14 protein-coding genes are annotated in these 18,382 nt (G+C 58.7%); 7 read left to right on the top strand and 7 right to left on the bottom strand.

Going from position 1 to position 18,382, the window contains the following annotated elements; all coding sequences use genetic code 11:
* The first annotated feature begins 171 nt into the window (after positions 1-171).
* The 4 genes from RYC18_RS21480 (at position 172) to RYC18_RS21465 (ending at position 5,296) form a co-directional block, all read left to right on the top strand.
* Positions 172-726, top strand: coding sequence for a fimbrial protein (locus RYC18_RS21480; protein ID WP_029240880.1), 555 nt, complete (start codon positions 172-174; stop codon positions 724-726).
* Positions 727-833: 107 nt separating this feature from the next.
* On the top strand, positions 834-1,580 hold the full coding sequence (locus RYC18_RS21475) for a molecular chaperone (RefSeq protein ID WP_031594897.1): 747 nt from the start codon (positions 834-836) through the stop codon (positions 1,578-1,580).
* A 36-nt stretch (positions 1,581-1,616) separates the two neighbouring features.
* The gene (locus tag RYC18_RS21470) at positions 1,617-4,133 is read left to right on the top strand and encodes a fimbria/pilus outer membrane usher protein (protein WP_316886774.1); all 2,517 of its coding nucleotides are present in this window, start codon (positions 1,617-1,619) and stop codon (positions 4,131-4,133) included.
* A 47-nt stretch (positions 4,134-4,180) separates the two neighbouring features.
* Positions 4,181-5,296, top strand: coding sequence for a fimbrial protein (locus tag RYC18_RS21465; RefSeq protein WP_016981028.1), 1,116 nt, complete (start codon positions 4,181-4,183; stop codon positions 5,294-5,296).
* A 41-nt stretch (positions 5,297-5,337) separates the two neighbouring features.
* Here RYC18_RS21465 and RYC18_RS21460 read toward each other — a convergent pair whose 3' ends face one another.
* From RYC18_RS21460 to RYC18_RS21450, 3 genes are all read right to left on the bottom strand, one after another.
* Positions 5,338-6,870, bottom strand: a complete 1,533-nt coding sequence (locus RYC18_RS21460) for a hypothetical protein (RefSeq protein WP_044294584.1) — start codon at positions 6,868-6,870, stop codon at positions 5,338-5,340.
* Positions 6,871-6,959: 89 nt separating this feature from the next.
* A complete protein-coding gene (locus RYC18_RS21455) occupies positions 6,960-9,155 on the bottom strand; it encodes an autotransporter outer membrane beta-barrel domain-containing protein (protein WP_080164691.1) in 2,196 nt (731 codons plus the stop codon).
* A 321-nt stretch (positions 9,156-9,476) separates the two neighbouring features.
* Positions 9,477-11,525 carry a hypothetical protein gene (locus tag RYC18_RS21450; RefSeq protein ID WP_316886769.1) on the bottom strand — a complete coding sequence of 683 codons (2,049 nt, stop codon included), beginning with the start codon at positions 11,523-11,525 and terminating at the stop codon, positions 9,477-9,479.
* Between the two features lie 372 nt (positions 11,526-11,897).
* Between RYC18_RS21450 and RYC18_RS21445 the strand changes: the two genes are divergently transcribed.
* From RYC18_RS21445 to xopAW, 3 genes are all read left to right on the top strand, one after another.
* Complete coding sequence (locus RYC18_RS21445) at positions 11,898-12,647, top strand: response regulator (protein ID WP_005745271.1); 750 nt, start codon at positions 11,898-11,900, stop codon at positions 12,645-12,647.
* On the top strand, positions 12,644-13,669 hold the full coding sequence (locus RYC18_RS21440) for a sensor histidine kinase (RefSeq protein WP_004664713.1): 1,026 nt from the start codon (positions 12,644-12,646) through the stop codon (positions 13,667-13,669). The genes RYC18_RS21445 and RYC18_RS21440 overlap by 4 nt, the downstream gene beginning before the upstream one ends.
* Before the next feature lie 115 nt (positions 13,670-13,784).
* Positions 13,785-14,543 carry a XopAW family type III secretion system calcium-binding effector gene (xopAW, locus tag RYC18_RS21435; protein ID WP_005779923.1) on the top strand — a complete coding sequence of 253 codons (759 nt, stop codon included), beginning with the start codon at positions 13,785-13,787 and terminating at the stop codon, positions 14,541-14,543.
* 45 nt (positions 14,544-14,588) lie between these two features.
* Here xopAW and RYC18_RS21430 read toward each other — a convergent pair whose 3' ends face one another.
* From RYC18_RS21430 to RYC18_RS21415, 4 genes are all read right to left on the bottom strand, one after another.
* The gene (locus RYC18_RS21430) at positions 14,589-15,638 is read right to left on the bottom strand and encodes an AI-2E family transporter (protein WP_004664709.1); all 1,050 of its coding nucleotides are present in this window, start codon (positions 15,636-15,638) and stop codon (positions 14,589-14,591) included.
* Between the two features lie 91 nt (positions 15,639-15,729).
* Entirely contained in the window at positions 15,730-16,548 is an 819-nt protein-coding gene (locus RYC18_RS21425) for a DUF4892 domain-containing protein (protein ID WP_044299511.1), read from the bottom strand.
* 139 nt (positions 16,549-16,687) lie between these two features.
* Positions 16,688-17,542 carry an alpha/beta fold hydrolase gene (locus RYC18_RS21420; protein WP_005779928.1) on the bottom strand — a complete coding sequence of 285 codons (855 nt, stop codon included), beginning with the start codon at positions 17,540-17,542 and terminating at the stop codon, positions 16,688-16,690.
* Positions 17,539-18,348, bottom strand: coding sequence for an alpha/beta hydrolase (locus RYC18_RS21415; RefSeq protein ID WP_316886760.1), 810 nt, complete (start codon positions 18,346-18,348; stop codon positions 17,539-17,541). The genes RYC18_RS21420 and RYC18_RS21415 overlap by 4 nt, the downstream gene beginning before the upstream one ends.
* Positions 18,349-18,382 lie beyond the last annotated feature (34 nt).

The raw sequence follows: 18,382 nt of genomic DNA, 5'->3' as shown, positions 1-18,382 counted from the left end.
GAAATGTCCTACACCTCCCGCCACTAACCAAAGCCCGCCAGAGACTTCGCAACTAACGCACCTGCTGTAAACTCCCGCCCCGTCATGACGTACAACACAAACCGTCTCTCAAGACACCATAAATAGTTACATTTCCACTCTTGTAACGTTAATACTTATAAGGTTTTTATCGTGAATAAAATGCTATCCGTACTAGGCCTTGCTCTGGCAACCACACTGACCGGCACTGTCGCATCCGCCAACTCCGGCACCATCCGTTTCGAAGGCAAGATAACCTCCACCACCTGCCCTATCGAAGTGGTCAATCCGGGCGATGGCTCTGCCGGCAACCTGGTTAACATGGGCTCTATCGAGGCCAGCCGCTTCACCGGCATCGGTGACGAACTGTCTGGCAAGAGCTTTGCCCTGCGCGTCAATGACAACGGCAACTGTGGCCTGGCGAGTGGTAACTTGAATACGGCCAAAGTCACCTTCACCGGTGATGCGGACAGCAGCGGCGACTACTTCGACGTCACCCCTACTGCCGACGGGGCAAAGGGCGTTGCGATTGTCATCAAGGACCAGACCGGGGTCTCGATCAAACCAGGCGACATGTCGGCGCCTTACACACTGGTCGAAGGTGGTGTCACCGACATGGTGTTCAACGCCTACTACCGTTCGACAGCAGCTACCGTTGAAGCCGGTGCTGCCTCGGCGGATGTCCAGTTTGTTGTCGCGATTAACTGATACATCGACCCACTCGCTCACTGTGTAAGGATCAATAGTCTTTTCACGTGAAGCATCTTCAATACGTTCAGGTCCGTTTCGGATCTGAACGTACAAGGTAACTTTTCATGATGTGCCAACAGTCTTTTAAAAGACCTGCCCTCGCGGGGTGCACGATATTATTCATGTGCGCAGCCTATATACCTGCCAGCCAGGCAGCACTGACCGTCAACGCAACGCGCATAGTATTCGATGGCGACAAGCGCAGTACGTCGGTGGTCATATCCAATCCAAGTGATCGGCCGTTCGCGGTACAGACCTGGGTAAATACGGAGGCAGACGACACTGTCACCGTCGTTCCATTCGCACCTTCGCCGCCACTTTTTCGCCTTAATCCGGGCAAGGAACAACACGTACAGATCAATGGCCTGCCCCAGGACCTGCCCTCCGATCGTGAATCATTGTTCTACTTCAACGTGCAGGAAATACCTCAGGCCAACTCTTCGCAAGGCAATGTACTGAATATTGCCCTGCGTACCCGTATCAAACTGTTTTATCGCCCGGCTCTGCTGACTGACAACCCCACTGCCCGCCTCAAGGACCTGCAATGGTCGGTCCGGCAGATTGCCGGCAAGGCAGAGCTGACCGCCATGAATCCGACCCCCTTTCATGTGTCGTTCATTCGCCTCGACGTCTCCGGCGGTGGCAGGACTGAAAAGGTCAGTGAAGTCGCCATGCTTGGCCCGTTCAGCTCTCGCCATTACAAGCTCAACGAAACGAAAGCGGTACCGGGCCTTCAGGTGGTGTTTGCCGCGATCAACGATTACGGCGGCTACAGCCAGCCGCTGACAGCTACGGCCACGCTGACTGACTGAAACAGCGCAAGCCCGCTTCATCCCAGGACATTGAACATGACCCTATTACCCGATTCCGGGTTCATACCAGTGCGCCTGCGCTTTATGCAGGTGCTGATTGTGTGCGGCAGCGTTACCGTTGTACTGGAGCCGACCAGAGCGGCAACCGCCGTCAATTTCCAGCCCGGCTTCCTGCGTCAGGGCCAGGACTATGACAGTGCGGCCGCGGCCAGCGTGCTGAACCATTTGTCAGCTGTCGAGAGCCTCGGGCCAGGCGAGCATTGGGTAGAAATCCACGTCAATATGCGCTATTTCGGCCAACGTCAGATCCGTTTCGATGCCGACCCACAAGGCAACGGCCTGCTACCCTGCCTGTCGCCGGAGTTGCTGGAGCAGATCGGCGTACGTCTCGGCAGTCTGGCCGACCCGGCCTTGTTGCAAGTCGCCTGTGTCGCGCTGGGGCAACTGATTCCGGACGCCAGGGTCGTACTGGACGGGGGCAGACTGCAACTTTCGATCTCGATACCGCAGATCGCCATGCGCCGCGATGCCAACGGGCGAGTGGACCCGGCGCTTTGGGATTACGGCATCAACGCCGCCTTCATCAATTACCAGACCTCGGCGCAACAGACGACCCACAGGGAGACAGGCACCAGCAGCAGCGCAGACCTGTACCTCAACACCGGTATCAACCTGGGATCATGGCGATTGCGCAGCAATCAAAGCGTGCGTCAGGATGCACAGGGACATCGCGAGTGGACCAGAGCCTATGCCTATGCACAGCGCGACCTGCCCGGCACGCACGCTAACCTGACCCTGGGTGAAACCTACACCGGCGGCGATGTCTTCCGGAGCGTGCCGATCAAGGGCGGGTTGATCAAAACCGATCAGGAGATGCTCCCCGATTCCCTGCAGGGTTACGCACCGGTGATTCGTGGCGTTGCGCAAAGCAGGGCCAAACTGGAAGTGCTGCGCAACGGCTACCCGATCTACTCCACATATGTCAGTGCCGGCCCCTATGAAATAGATGATTTGAACACGGCGGGCAGCGGCGAACTGGAGATCGTGCTGACCGAGGCCGATGGTCAGGTACGGCGCTTTACCCAACCTTACTCGACCATGAGTAACCTGTTGCGCGAAGGCGCCTGGAAATACAGCGCCGCCCTGGGCCGCTTCAACGGTGCCTACGCCACCGAGCATCCCTGGCTGTGGCAAGGCACGCTGGCCGTTGGAACAGGCTGGAACTCGACACTTTATGGCGGACTTATAACCAGCGACTTCTACCACGCCGCTGCACTGGGCGTGTCACGGGACATGGGCACGCTGGGGGCGATGGCATTCGATGTGACCCGGTCAAGCGCCAGCATCGACCAACCCGGTCAGTCCAGCGCGCAAGGCATGAGTTACGCCATCAAGTATGGCAAGGCGTTCACTACCCAGACCAATCTGCGCTTCGCAGGTTATCGCTATTCCACCGAAGGCTATCGGGATTTCGACGAAGCCGTCAGTCAGCGCAGCAACGACGCTACGTTCACAGGCAGCCGCCGAAGCCGCCTGGAAGCTTCGGTTCATCAGAGAATCGGCTTACGCAGCAACGCTGGTCTGACGCTGTCGCAACAGGATTACTGGGGCAGCGATATCGAACAGCGACAATTTCAATTCAATTTCAACACCCATCGTGCCGGGATCACCTATAACTTCTACGCCTCACAGTCACTGAGCGCAGCCAGTAGTAGCCGCGGCAACGACCGGCAGTTCGGCCTGAGCATCTCGATGCCCCTCGACACCGGCCATTCGAGCAATGCCACATTCGACCTGCAAAGCAGCGCCAATCGCCACAGTCAACGGGGCAGCCTGAGCGGCAGCCTCTATGAAAACCGCGTCAACTATCACGCCAGTCTGAGCAACGATGACGGCAAGCAGCAAAGTGCAGGCCTTGCGGCCGGCTATCAGGCGCCCTTCGCCAGCCTCGGCGCCGGTGTGACCCAAGGCAATGATTATCGAAGTGCATCAGTCAACGCCAGTGGTGCCTTGTTGCTGCATGCGGACGGCATCGAGTTCGGCCCGAATCTGGGCGACACCATCGCCCTGATCGAAGTACCCGATACACCCGGCGTTGGCATACAGAACGCTACCGGTGTCAGGACCAATAGTCGCGGCTACGCATTGATGCCCTATCTGCGTCCCTACCGCCATAACCCGATCACCTTGCAAACCGACCGACTGGGGCCCGAGGTGGAAATCGATAACGCCAGTACTCAAGTAGTACCTGCCAGGGGTGCCGTGATCAAGACCACTTTCGCTGCGCGCACGGTGACACGCCTGATCATCAATGCAACCACTGACGGTGGCAAACCGTTGCCATTCGGTGCCCAGGTGAGCGATGCGCAGGGCAACATTCTGGGCATCGCAGGTCAGGGCGGGCAGATTTTGCTGTCCACCGGCATGCAGGCACAAACCCTCGATGTCCGTTGGGGTGAGAAAAGCGACCCTCAGTGTCATCTGCACATAGACCCCGCCGGCATGACTCTGGCCAAGGGCTACCGAATGCAAGACATGACGTGTGCCCAGTGACATCAGGTCTGAGCCATCCGCGACATTGTTATTTCAGGAATCCCCCCATGAACTCTGCATTGAACGCCCTGCTCCCCAGTCTGATCCTGTTGGGGACCAGCTATAGTGCTGCGGCTTATTCCGACGTACCGGATGACATACCGAGCAACGATTGCTATTGGATTTCCCCACCGGGAATAAAAGATTACCGGCGCGACATCGGCACGCTCTACGTCCCGAAAGACGCCCCAGTGGGCACCTTTATCGGTAGCATCGATATGCTTCAAGCCACGCCAGACAAGGCAGGTCTGGAGGCGGCCTGCAGAAATGACGGCACTGCTCTTCTGGAATTCAATGCAACGGCTACGGTTCCGATATTTCCTGGCACGCTGGAGCCGATAAACGGGGAAGACCTCACAGGCAAGATACTGCAAACCAATATTCCGGGCGTCGGAGTGCGGATAAGACTGGGGTATCCGTATGACAGGAACTGCAGCAATTGCTTCACGCCTGTAGGAGGAAGCGCCTCCGTTCCGTTCATCGGCCTCAACGACCACCAGAAAATGCTCACGAGCCTGCCTTTGGTTCATTTGCACAACTATGTAACGCTGGTCAAGACCGGACCGATCCCCTCCGGCCCCAATGTGCTCAATGGCAGCGAACTGTTCTCCGGAAGCGTGACAACGCTTGGCAGGATCATGAAGTACGGGCTAACCGGCACGATACTTCAGGCACAGTGCAGCGTTGGTGCAGATCCGGTCAGTGCCGACCCGGTGCAGTTGGGTGAGTGGGACAGCGCGGACTTCACCGGTCCCGGCTTCACCACACCGGCGGTGCCCTTCAGTATTGCGTTGAGTAACTGCGAGACCTACATGGACGCAGGCTTCGTGGCAACGGCGCATATCCAGCTCGATGGTGTCGAAGGCTCTGTTCCCGAGGGCCCTGTCGGCAGCGGGGTTTTCACCCTGACCAGCGACTCGGACGCCAAGGGCATGGGGATTCAGATTCTCAAAGGTGATGGAGTCACGCCCATGGAGCTGCAGACCGAAGTGCCAATGATGGTGATCACACCCGGTAACGTTGTGCTGAACTTTTACGCCCGCTTCTACCAGACACAGGCCAGCAGCGCGATCCGGCCGGGCAAGGCCAAAGGGGCCCTCAGCTTCACGATGACCTACAAGTAGCAATGCGCCGTGGACTGCCAACCTGGCGGTCCATGACCTCCTCAGGGGTACAACATTAGTCTGAGCGAAGGGAAAGACTGCCAGGAGAGCTTCTGGTCGAAACTCACACGCACCCGGACATCCAGCTGAGTGTCGATATTAAATGCCTTCAAATCCGTTTTGCTGATAACACCGGCGTCGATTCTATCGGCCACTAGCGGCACCGGGTATTCATCCAGAACGTTAACGATCAACAACTCATCATTAGCACCGCTGACACCACGCACATCAATGGTGATGAACTGATCAGTGCCCATGAATGACCAACTGTCGAGCTTGAACTGTGCGTAGCCTCCGTCGGGAATGTCCTGCAGGCTCAGAATCGCTCCGGAGACCTTGTCACACTGCACGACTGGAAAGCCTGTCATCCCCAGAATAGTCAGAGTATGCCGGTCCGAAAGATAAGGTGGGTCGGCGCCATTTTCGAACACCTCGTAGTACACCGGGATCGACTTGCCGAAATGCTGGGCAATCTGAGTGGAAGGCACGTTGAACAGCCTCGAGTCTGCTACCTCCGTAAGAAAGGAACCCACACTACCGGGCTCGGCCCACTGAACACGGACGGTGTCACCGGGAGCAATCACGGCATCCTCAGGTATCGATACCACTGCGCCCCGATAAGCATTTACCGGATCGAGCGTACTGGCGCTTGGCCGGCCTGTGGTCTTCTGAACCTGAGGGGGTGGCAGCACACGGGGTACTGGCCGAGCGCACACCAGCAGCGAAACAGCCAGCGCACGGGGCCCGGCATTCCCCGAGCGATCCTTCAACTTGTAGGACACATAACGAATGCCATCGCCACTCTCTAGAACCATTTGCTTGTCGAAGGCAATACTAATCGTGCTACCGATATCGGACTCTACAAGCGGCAGGGTTCCGGTGTGCTCCGATCCCGTCGGCGTACTGCTCCAGTACCAGATAACGAGATCCCCGGGGCTCGGCGAAAAATACGCGGGCACTTCGGCCAGCACGGTGTCGTCATGAGTGTTCAGCCAGGCCGCGGTGAGACCGTCGCTGACGATTTCCTGCGGAAAAATCAGCGCCTCTTCGTCTGCGAATATCGGTGCCGTTTTATCAATGACAAAGGCCAGTGTTTCGGATTCAGTCAGCATCTGGTTCGCGGTCTCGACGCTATAACGGAGTCGATGCCGGCCTTCGCCAAGGTGTTGCTGCGTGATCATGATGAACAGATCGTCAGGCTGTACAGGTCCGGTCCAGACCTTCTCGTCCAGCAGCACGTCATTCCAGTACACGCGCAGATACTCAGGGTAGTCCAGGCTGGGCCCGGAGTTTTGCCACATGGGAAAATCGACCCGCAACGGCACGAGCCAGGCACTGCTGGGAAGCAGATTGGGTTCGCCGCCGGGTATGTCAGGGAGGAGTTCGGCGATCAAGGGCGGCGCAAGCAGCACGCTCTTGCGCCATGAAGCCGACCAGAAAAGGATTCTGATCCGTTCGATCCACTTTGAAATGACAGACATGAGCCGGGCCTCCAGCACGAGAAAGCGGTGGCCGACCCGTTTGCCGACCGCCATGCCCGTCAGTTAACACCCAGTTTTCTTCTGCGGATACTGGCACAAGTGATAGGACCGTTGGCGCATCAGCGCCAGTCGCTTCACTGTCGCTACCAGCTGTAACGCAAGCCTGCACTGGCACCCCACGGCTGTTCGATGGCATCGCTGTTGCTGTAATCGAAATCAGCATGCAGCTGCAGGTTGTCAGACAGCGACACCGAAACGCCCGCACCCAATTCGCCACGGGAACCAGAGAGGTCGTTATTGAACATGTTGTCGTTGACCCTGACCTCGTTCCTGTTGACGAATTCGTGAGCCACGGCAACCCGCATGTAAGGTTGCAGCGTACGCCCCTGGCCCAGATCGAAACTGCGCCCCGCCGTCGTACCGACCTTGCCGAGCAGCGACCGGCTGCGGTCACCTTCAGCATGCATACCGTTATCCAGTTCATAGTCCTTGCCCTGAACGACCAGGCCCGCCAGTTGGGTATAGGGTTCGAGAAAATAACCGTTGTCCAGTTTGATGTGCCGCCCCAGCTCCAGTGACGCGCCAACCCCCAGATTGTCGTAGTTGCCGCGCGTGCGGGAACCATCGCTGAGATTGACTCTGGCCTTGTTTTTGAACTGATTGAGTTTGATCACGCCATCGACGTAGTAGCCGCTCTCGCTATCCAGCCAAGTGCTGTAAGCGCCCAGCGAGTAGCTGTCGACCTTGCCACTGGCACCGTGATCCAGGCTGAGGTCGGACGTGCTCTGTCCGATCATGACACCCGCCAGCCATTGCCCCGACCCCACAGGCAGCTTGCCATCTGCGCCAAGAGCAACACCGCTCTGAACCTGCTGATATCCGAAGCCCGAGGCGTCGGCGACATTGAATTTGTTGCCGTAGGTACGCATCCAGCCACCGGAACGGGCCTGGTCCATGCGCAACTCACCCATGCGCGAACGTAACGTGCTCAACTCTCCGTACCAGACAGTCGGTGCGGTATTGAACAACGCCATGACAGTCTGTGCGCCCGGGCTGATGGTTCGGGTGGCGGTGTCCAGATACCAGTCGTTTGCGCCATGCTTGATCAGGTCATAGGACCATGCCCCCAGATCCACGGCGCCGCCTGCCAGGGAAAAACTGGCATCGCCGGCTGCGGCATGTACTACGTGCAGAGAGGTGTCACTGAGAGGATCGGTACCGGTGCTGCCGATAAGCAAGGAATGGCTGCCGGTTGCATTGCCGGTGATATCCAGAAAGTCTGTGGCCGCGCCGCCGAAATCCACGTCCATCATGAACGTGCCGCTCCCTGACAGGCTTGCAAGTGACAAGGTGTAAAACGAGGCCGCGTCACCAAACCTGACCGACCCGCCATTCATGGAAACGTTACCCACCTGGCTGTTTTCGACCATCGTCCACTGCCCCCCGCTGGCAAGCGAAAAACTGGCGACGTTCTGCAGACGTCCGGTCAGGGTTGCATTGTTTTGTAATACCAGGCCAGCAGTACTGCCTGCGTCAGCGAATATGTCGCCCAGCAATTGACTGTTGTCGACGGTCATATTGGCTGTAGAACCGTTGATCAGCTCCAGTATCTTGCCGTTGCCGCCGGTCAGCGTGGAGCCATTTTTGACGAAAATAGTGGCAGTGGCAGGCGCCCCGGTGGGCGTTCCGACAATCAGTGCCGAATCCGTGACACCTTCGACCCGGGTCCCTTCCAGGGTCAATAGATTGCTCGAGGGCACGCCGGGGTCGGCACGCATACGGATCCCATATTGCTGCCCGGTGATGGTGCTGTCGGACGCCTTCACAGTGGAGTCAAACATCTCCACGCCTCTGCCGTTGGTGCCCGTGGCCGTTACTGCGCTGTGCTCCAGTGTCAGATTGGCGAGCGAGCCGGCATTAACGCCACGATTGGTTGCCGTGATCGTGCTGCCGATAACCGTTGCCGTGGAGCCAACCAGTTGCGCAGTGTTATTGCCCATCCCCATACCATCCGCGCCACCCGTCAGCTGGCTTCCGGTAATCAAGGCATTTGCCCCGGTCAACGAGACTGCTGTGCCGGTAGCCGCGCTGACCTGACTGCCATTGAGTGTCAGCTGCGCGCCGGTGACTGTAGATATTTGCAGGGTGGTCGCGCCATTGGCGGTCAGCACCCCATTGCTGCCCACCCGATAGCTGTCCAGCGGGGTCGTGGCCTCAATGGTCACGGGGCCATTGACAGAGGTTTGCGCAAAGACAGAACTGCTGGACAGGAAGGGGGAGAGAAACGCCATGATCTTTAGTGTTCGTGAGAGCGGAAGCAGCGCGAATGGAGCATTCATTATGGTGTATTACCTGAATGAAACGGCGTTGAACCCCGTGGTCTTTGCCCGAACCTGGCCACGAGAAAGAGGCCGGAAGATTACGGGGATCAAACTGAATGCTCTGTAGGACGTTTCCTATGTAAATGTAGGGAGGTTCTGGTATTGAGGCTCTGCCAGTCGTTAATTTACGGGGAGGTACCGGTAAGCGTAGGCAAAATGCCCCCATACGCACAGCTTCATTAAACTGTTTGGGAGCAACCTGGGCCGGCGCAATAACTGAAAACACGGCGCGCAGAGGATCGCAGGCACCTTCTGCCTGTGATCCGTCTTTAAAGCCCCCTACACGATAGGACACGATCCATTTGCCCAGTACATACCCACCTCGGCAGTGGTTTCCAGTGAGGTAATGGTGGAGCCCTTCAGAGTGAACGAATACTTGATCTTCCCGCGCGCGTTTCTGCCATGACCAGCAGGGTCATAAGTGGGCAGAAGATGTATCTCGTATGGCGTGACCAGCCAAGTAAAGCCCGTGACTGGATAATCGTCCCCCAACACAATATTTTCGGTCTTTGCGGCACCTGAAATAGGCGTATCGTCTTTCGGATCCTGCGGAAAAGCGTTCCAGTACAGAGTGACGGTATCGCCTGCCGCCAGATAGTTCGATAGATCAGGAACGACCACCCGCACACCCGGCTCTCCTGAGGATGGACTGGCAGGATCCTTATAGAGCGAGGTGCAATTCAGCCATCCGCCTGAACTGGTACCTTCAAAGACCGGGGCATCGGGAGTGATGACCACAGCACTCACGTCGACCCGCGTATCCGGCGATTGTTGCGAATTCTCTGAGTCGGCGGCACGAATGCTGTAATGAACCGGCAAATCAGGGCGATTACCTTCAAATTCGATATAACTCCAGGGTATTTCGACCTCGAGCTCGTCTCCGGCCGCATCAGTGTCTGCCACGGTGTATTGCACCTCAGGCACATGGCTTGCGCCCCAGTAGAAATCTACAACTTCGCCCGGCAGAAGCGGGTCATAAAGTTTGAATCTGACACTGGCATCCTTCTTATCGTCCGACGGCTTCAAGACATTCAGCTCGTTGGAAACTTCGCCGTAGACCTCGACCGGTAACAACTGATCGTTGATTGGATCAGGCCAGTCAGGATCAGGAAAGGGATCAGGTCCGATAGTGGAGAAATTGACATTGACACTGATGCTTTTCACTTCGGACGGAACAACGCCACGCAGGACTCGATAACTCACTGTAGTCGGCTGATCACCGCCAGTCGCTTGAACGTACTGATCACGCAACACCGTGTCAGGAACCCTGACCGAAAACGGAAACTGCGGGACCTCTCCCATGTATTCAGGCCACAGTACTGCTGTACCCCAGGTAACCTCGATACGATCGGTAGGCTTCCAGTTATCGAACGACTTGATCTGCACCTCGACGCCCATTCGTGCGTCAGGCAGGTTGATCAGATTATCCGGAGGCGACGCCAGTGGCACCAGCGGGTCCTTCAGATTGTCGGGCAGCAGACCCAACGCTACTTCTATGCGCTTGTAGTTGGAAAGCGGACTGCGGTTGGTCGCTTTGTCCACCAGAAAGTAAGCGACATAGTAGGCCTCATCCTTGGAGTCGCCAATTATATCAACCGGGAATGTCACCTTATTACCCGTCGCGCTGGCCACGTCAACGACATCGACAGGAGCCGGCAGATCTGCGGGCTCGTCGGGAAACGGAGTGCCAACCCAATAGAACGCTACCTTGTCGCCGGGTTTCCAGTCGTCGTAGTCAGGCAACGTGCCGACAATACCGCCCGGATTGTCATCCAGAAACGCCTGGGTCAACTGATCTGTGTTCAGACTCATCTGCCCGGGCTCAACATGCCCGCCGGGCGGCGTGGTATCGACGATCAGCTTGAGCAGCGGGCTGACAGTCTCCTGGTCGTTCGGCTGCCTGATCCGATAGCGAAGACTGTAAACACCGTCTGCCGGTTTGGGGAATCCAGGCGAAAGGGTGGCCAGCGGAATGTTGATCGTCTTTGGAAAGGTGCCAACGGCCACTGGCGCAGTGACCGTATCTGTAAACACTTCCACGAATCCGTCGTCAGCCGGTACTTCACCCACTGCCCAATCGATGAAAAAGGTATCGGATGCGCCATCCTCAGTGACCAACTGCGCCCACTGGGCGAGAGTAACGTCAAGAAATGTACCGAGCAAAACGTCCTTGTTCAACGTCCCGTCCGTCGGGTCCACGATGTTGGCCACTTGCGCCACTGCGAGCTCTGCCTTGAGGTCCATACCCCGCAGACTGCGCGCCAGCCGGTACGCGATGCGCGCCGCCTGGCTTTGTTCAGGTGTCAGTGTTGTTTTCGAATCGACCATAATCAGCACTCCTTTGCTACCGATTGCCGCCCCCCTCCCTTCACAGGAGCCCCGCGGCAGGTTGATGTGTGAAAAGCTCTCTCGATGAGCGCTTCTCTTTCAGCACACAGGTCATCCGGACCTGCGCTCCATCTGATTAAACGGCAGTTACCTGAGACGGGATACTGTCAGAACTACCAGTAGCCAGTAGCAGGGGCGAGCCGGAAAGCACATTCGACAGTTTTTGTATCAGGCCGGATACATTTCTGAAATGCCCCCGACATTCGATCACGTCACCCTTCCGCCGCAACTCCCGGCGAAGTAGCATGAGGAGCAGCGTTGATCTTCAACAGCGGCCGGACGACGGCGGCACACGCAGGCGACAGACGCACTATGCAAGCACTTCCCGATAACCCCCTGGATGCCACATCGACCGAACAACGCTGGAGCGTTCGCGCGCTGATTGTCGATGACGATGTGGCCATTCGCGAACTGCTCTGCGATTACCTGACGCGCTTCAATATCAACGCTCGTGGCGTCACCGACGGCACGCAGATGCGTCAGGCATTGACCGATGAAACCTTCGACGTGGTGGTGCTCGACCTGATGCTGCCCGGTGAAGACGGCCTGTCGCTGTGCCGCTGGCTGCGCAGCACCTCGGACATACCGATTCTGATGCTGACCGCACGCTGCGAACCGACTGACCGGATCATTGGTCTGGAACTGGGTGCCGACGATTACATGGCCAAGCCGTTCGAGCCGCGCGAGCTGGTCGCGCGTATTCAGACCATTCTGCGCCGGGTACGCGACGAACGCAGCGATCAGCGCACCACCATTCGCTTTGACGCCTGGCGGCTGAACAGCGTGCTGCGTCAATTGACAGCCGCCGACGGTCTGGTGGTGCCGTTGTCCAACGCCGAGTTCCGTCTGCTGCGCGTATTTCTCGAACGGCCGCACCGGGTGCTTAGCCGTGAACAGTTGCTGGACGCCGCCCGAGGCCGATCGATCGAGGCGTTCGACCGCAGCATCGATTTGCTCGTCTCGCGTTTGCGTCAGAAGCTCGGCGACGATCCGAAGAACCCGCAGTTGATCAAGACTGTGCGCGGTGAAGGCTATTTGTTCGATGCCAGGGAGCTGGGTTGATCCGCCGGTTCGACACGCTGTTTGCGCGCCTTTTCGGGGGCGCACTGCTGGCTATTCTGCTGGCGCATTTACTGGCTTTCATCTGGTTCACCCAATACGGCATGCGCCCTCCACCTGATGACCGCCCAGACGCGCAGCATTCGCAGGATGATCAAGGGCGACGTCATCGACCGCCACCGGGTGGCCCGCTGGTGCTGCTGTTCTTTCAGTTCGTCACCCTCATTGTTGCTGCATGGTATGGCGCCAAGGCACTGAGCCGCCCGGTACAGCGCCTGAGCGAGGCCGCCGAGCGCCTCAGTGAAGACCTGGACAGCCCGCCCCTTGAAATAAGCGGCCCGCAGGAAGCACGCCAGGCTGCGCAGACCTTCAACCTCATGCAGCGCAAGATCCGCGAACAGATGCAGCAGCGCGGGCGCATGCTGGCTGCGGTATCCCATGACCTGCGCACGCCCCTTTCGCGGCTCAAACTGCGTGTTGAACAGATCGAAGAGCCAAGGCTGCATGGCCAGATGACTCAGGACCTCAACGACATGATCAGCATGCTCGACGCCACGCTTGCCTACCTCAATGAACATCGGCGCAGCGAAGCGCTGCAGCAGTTCGACCTGCAGGCGCTGATCGAATCCCAGGCCGAGAATGCGCAGGACAATGGCGATGATGTGCAGTACCAAGGCCAGTGCAAGCCGCTCAGAACACAACCGATGGCACTGCGTTCGTGCCTGCAGAACCTGGTCGACAACGCGCTTCGCTATGCCGGTAGCGTCCATATCGTGATCGAGGACAGCGCCGAACGCGTACGCATATCGGTCGTTGATCACGGACCGGGCATTGCCCCAGAATTTCACGAAGCGGTATTTGAGCCGTTCTATCGCCTGGAAGGTTCGCGCAACCGCAACTCCGGCGGTATCGGCATGGGCATGAGCATCGCCCGTGAGGCTGCGCGAAGAATCGGCGGCGAGCTGACGCTTGCGCAAACACCGGGTGGCGGCCTGACCGCGATACTGAATCTGCCGCGCCTCTGACACATTCTGTATCACACCGCGTACAAAGCTTAAATCTCCAGGACAACTGACGCCCCGAGGCTGCAAAAGCCGGTACACCGCTACCGGACACATTTATCTCAGGGGAGTGAGACTCATGATCAACGGGATCAGCAGCAGCTTTTCCAGCTACACCAGCTCGACCAGTGCCACCGCCAGCACCAACAGCAAGAAGTTTCAGGAAGAGTTGCTGGCAAAACTGGACACCGATGGCGACGGCAGCATCGGCAAGGATGAGCTGAGCTCGGCCTTGTCGTCGAACAGCAAGGACGGCATTACTGTCAGCCTGAGCAAGGCGTTCAGCGATCTGGACAGCAATGACGACGACAGCCTGGATGCCGATGAACTGGCCGCCATGACGCCGCCACCGCCGCCGCCCATGCAGTCGGTCGATGAGCAGGCAGAAGACCTGTTCGGCTCGCTGGACAGCGATGGCGATGGCGCGATCAGCAGCGACGAGCTGACCACCGGCCTTAGCAATGCGGGCAGCACGGCGAACAGCAACCAGGTGTTCGATGCACTGGACACTGACGAAGACGGCACAGTCAGCCTTGAAGAGCTGGTCGCCGGTATGCAACCGCAACAGCCTCCTGCCGGTATGCCGCCTGCGCAAAAGAGCACCTCCGGCAGCACTGACGGCGCCAGCCTGTTCAGTACCCTCGACAGCGATAGCAACGACAGTATCAGCGCCTCCGAGTTGTCGGCCGCGTTGAAACAGAGTGACAACACTATTGATCAGGGCAACACCAACCAGATTGCGACTCAGGCCTTGAACAAGATGATCGCCGCACTCAGCGAAAAATATGACACCCAGAGCAGTAAGCCAGTCGGTAAGTACCTGAACACCGCTGCGTAAAGCGAGGCTCCGCCGCCCGTCCTGGTGCGGCGGAAACTTTCGCCGTCAGCGGCTGCTGCGGGCACGCTCGCTGCCGACCCAGTCGGTCAGCAGGCTATAGGCTACCGCCAGCAGGGTCGGGCCGATGAACAGGCCGATGAAGCCGAACGCCAGCAATCCGCCGAACACACCCAACAAGACAATCACCAGCGGCAGATTGCCGCCCCTGCTGATCAGGTATGGCTTGAGCACGTTGTCCACGCCACTGATGATGAACATCCCCCAGATGCCCAGAAATATCGCCATGCCGTACTCGCCCTGCCAGACCAGCCAGGCAGTGGCAGGCAGCCAGACCAGGGGCGGGCCCATCGGAATCAGACTGAACAGAAAAGTCAGAATACCCAGCACCAACGCGCCGGGAATGCCCGCGATCAGGAAGCCGATCAGCGCCAGTACCGCCTGGGCCGCTGCCGTACCGATGACCCCGTTGACCACGCGTTGCACCGTGCCAGCGACCAGATCCAGATAATACTGGGCGCGATCACCGATCAGACGCTCAAGCAGGCTGAGCACGAATGCGGCCAAGCGCGGACCGTCCCTGTAAAAGAAGAAGGCGAAGACGATGCTCAGGGTCAGTTCCAGAATCCCGCTGCCAATCTGCGCACTGCGTGCCAGCACCCAGTTACCGACCTGACCCAGATGCGGTTTGAGCGTCGCCATGAACGCCGCGCCTTGCTGATCGATGGTGGTCCACAGCGCTACCAGTCGTTCGCCCACCAGCGGAATACCCGCCAGCCACTGCGGTGGATCGGGCAAGCCGTCGACCTGAATATCCTTGATCAGGCCTGTAGCGTCACGCACATGGTCGGCGAGATTGAAGCCCAGCCATACCAGCGGCGCCGCGACCAGCAGCATCCAGCACAGGCACATCACCAGCGCGGCCAACGACTCACGGCCCTTGAACCAGCGGGTCAGCAAACGCATCAGCGGCCAGCTGGCAAACGCCAGCACCGCGCCCCAGATCAGTGCCGACCAGAAAGGTGCCATCACCCAGAGGCAGGCACCGAATAGCGCGAGCAGCAGAATCTGCACCAGTAAACGATCATTGTTGAACATGCGGCATCCACGAATAGGCTCGGAGGTCACGAGCATAAGGCTGAACAAGGCTGACGTCAGCCATTGTTCGCCATAACCTTACGCATCAGGGTTAGCGGATGACCTCGATCACCAGCCCCTGGCTATCGGCAGCGCCCGCTTCCAGACGCGCAGCGCGCACGCCCTTGGCCACCAGAGCGTCGCGCCATGCACTTGCACTCGGGCCGGAGACTGTTGCGCGCAGCGTGCTGTCCAGATTCAGACCGCGGGAAATCAGCGTGACCCAAGCTTCCTGTGGCTCGCCACCCAGCTTGGGCAATACCAGCTTGCCCGTGCTTTTCAGTTGGCGCAGCAATGTCGCCGAGGTTGGCAGCAGTTCACCCAGCGGCGCAGCCGATTCAAACTGCTCAACATGCAGGTACGCCCGACGGTTACCACGAGTGATGCTGTATAGCGCGACGAGGGTTTCACTCCGGGGCTCGGCCAGACGCAACAGCAGGTAGGCCTGCCGGTCGTCCGCACCATACAGCTTGGCATTACCAAACACCTCGTTGGCCCACAGACTGCTTTCTCCGCAATCACGCGCCTGACACCAGAACAGCAATTCTGCACCCTGCTGCTGCAAGGCTTCACGAGCGGCGGTAAAGGCGTCGTCGGATGCATGTTCGGCAGGCAGTTGATAGGTAACCGACGTCAGAGTGCCGCGTGCACTGATCTGGCCGTCGAAACGCAACTGACCGCTGATCTTGCGGATCGAGCCCATCGGATAGACACGCTCAAGCTCGGCGGCAGGACGATAGTCTACGATTTCGGTATCGGTCAGACGGGGCAAAATCTCCAGATCACGACTGCCCGGCGCATCGGCAGCGAAAAGGACAGCGCTGAACAGCGACATGCACAACGCCGCAACGGGAACACTTGATAAACGCATGAGTGCTCTCATCGGCAGGCAAGCAGGGGGCGAGAATAAAAAAGATCGCCGACAAGGCGGTCGCGAGAGGCTGCGGATTGATCCATCACGGTTGACTCCTGTTTCAACCCGCTCAGCGTCGGCAGTTGCCGGTCTCAAGTCAAGAAGCAGCGAAAAAGCGATTGATACAGTGTGCAACAGAAAGTGCTCCGTGCTCATCGTTCAGGTGCAAATGATGCCCGCCGGCCAGCCGTTCGACGTCAAAGGGTAGCGCTGACAGCAGCTCCTGCCTTTGCGCCAGCATGCCATCGGAGGCGACCACCAATTGCGTCGGGCAACGAATGCCGTGAACGAATGCCATGGCCTGTTGATCCGTGAAGCGTATTGCGGAGGGCAAGGTCAGGCGGCTGTCGCTGCGCCAGGTGTAACCGCCCGGCACCGGCATCAAACCCCGCTGAGCCAGCAGCTCGGCCGCCTCGCGACTGACCGCCACCACGCCTTTCATCCGCGCCTGAATGGCTCGATCCTGATCCTGATAAACCGGTTTTTTCTTGTTCGCCAGTTCGAGTTGCGCCTGCATGGCGGCACCCATTCGCTCGGCGGCGGATTCGGCCTTGCCCGTCAATGGCAGCAGACCGTCGATCAGCGCCAGGCGCGTGACCCGCTCGGGTAGCGAGCTTGCCAGCAACACAGAGATGATCGCGCCCAGCGAGTGCCCCAACAGGGCAAAGCGCTGCCAGCCAAGTTGCTCGGCGACGCGCAGCACGTCGAATGCATAATCAGCCAGTGTATAGGACGAGCCTGCCGGTCGGTGATCAGAATGACCGTGCCCCGCCAGGTCCAGCGCCACGACCTGTAGCCCCTCAAGACGTGGTGCGAGCCGGGCGAAACTGTTGGCGTTGTCGAGCCAGCCGTGCAGCGCGATAACCGGCTGACCGTCCTTGGGGCCGTACAGATGAGCCGCCAGCTCGATATGCCCCAGGCTCAGGCGCACTTCCTCCACCGCAAGCGTCATGCACTGGCCCTGGAGGCGCTGCGGGCGTTCCAGCGAGCAAATAGCGTCTTGAGCAGCAACGCCGTTTCATCCGGTCGTTCAAGTGGAAACATATGCCCTCCGGGCATGGACAGGTATTCGCCTTCGCGCATGCGTCGGGCAAGGTAACCATGATGAGGCATGATCACCCGGCTGTGTTGGCCACGCACCATGGCCAGCGGTACCTTGAGCTGCCGCGATGGTATTGGGCTGGTGTGAGGAATGCTGCGGTAAATACTGATTTCCGTCGCCGGGTCAAAGCGCAGACGCAACTGCTCGCCATCCTGCTGCAGGCCGTGTTCAAGGTAAGCGGTCAGGCAGTCGGGATCGAAACGGCGAAACAGGGTCTTGCTGGCAAAATAGGTGCGGGCGGCGTCCAGATCGGCAAATGCCTCGCGACGGCCCAGTGTGCGGCCCGCGGGCGTGATGCGGTCAATGAAGCCCAGACGTTTGGCTGCGCGGATGAACAACTGATCAGCCAGACCCAGCACCGGCGAATCCAGCATCACCACGCCACGGTAAAGCTGCGGACAGCGCAGCGCGGCATGCAGGTGCAGAACCCCGCCCAGCGAGTGCCCTACACCCCATACCGGGCCGGGCTGCTCACGCAGATGATGGATCAGCTCATCGACCAGGTTCAGCCAGTTGTCATCCACCGGAAAGCGCGGGTCGTGAGCATGCTGATCAAGGTGCATGACGGCATATTCCGGTGCCAGCGCGCAGAACAGCTTTCCATAGGTAGCCGATGGAAAACCGTTGGCGTGAGCGAAGAACACGGGCTGCGACATACCGATACTTCCAGAGGCCGTACGAGCCGCAATT

It is taken from the genome of Pseudomonas syringae group sp. 247E2 (assembly GCF_032587795.1).
GTDB classification, from domain to species: Bacteria; Pseudomonadota; Gammaproteobacteria; order Pseudomonadales; family Pseudomonadaceae; genus Aquipseudomonas; species Aquipseudomonas amygdali.
This window is presented reverse-complemented; position numbering and strand designations above follow the sequence as displayed.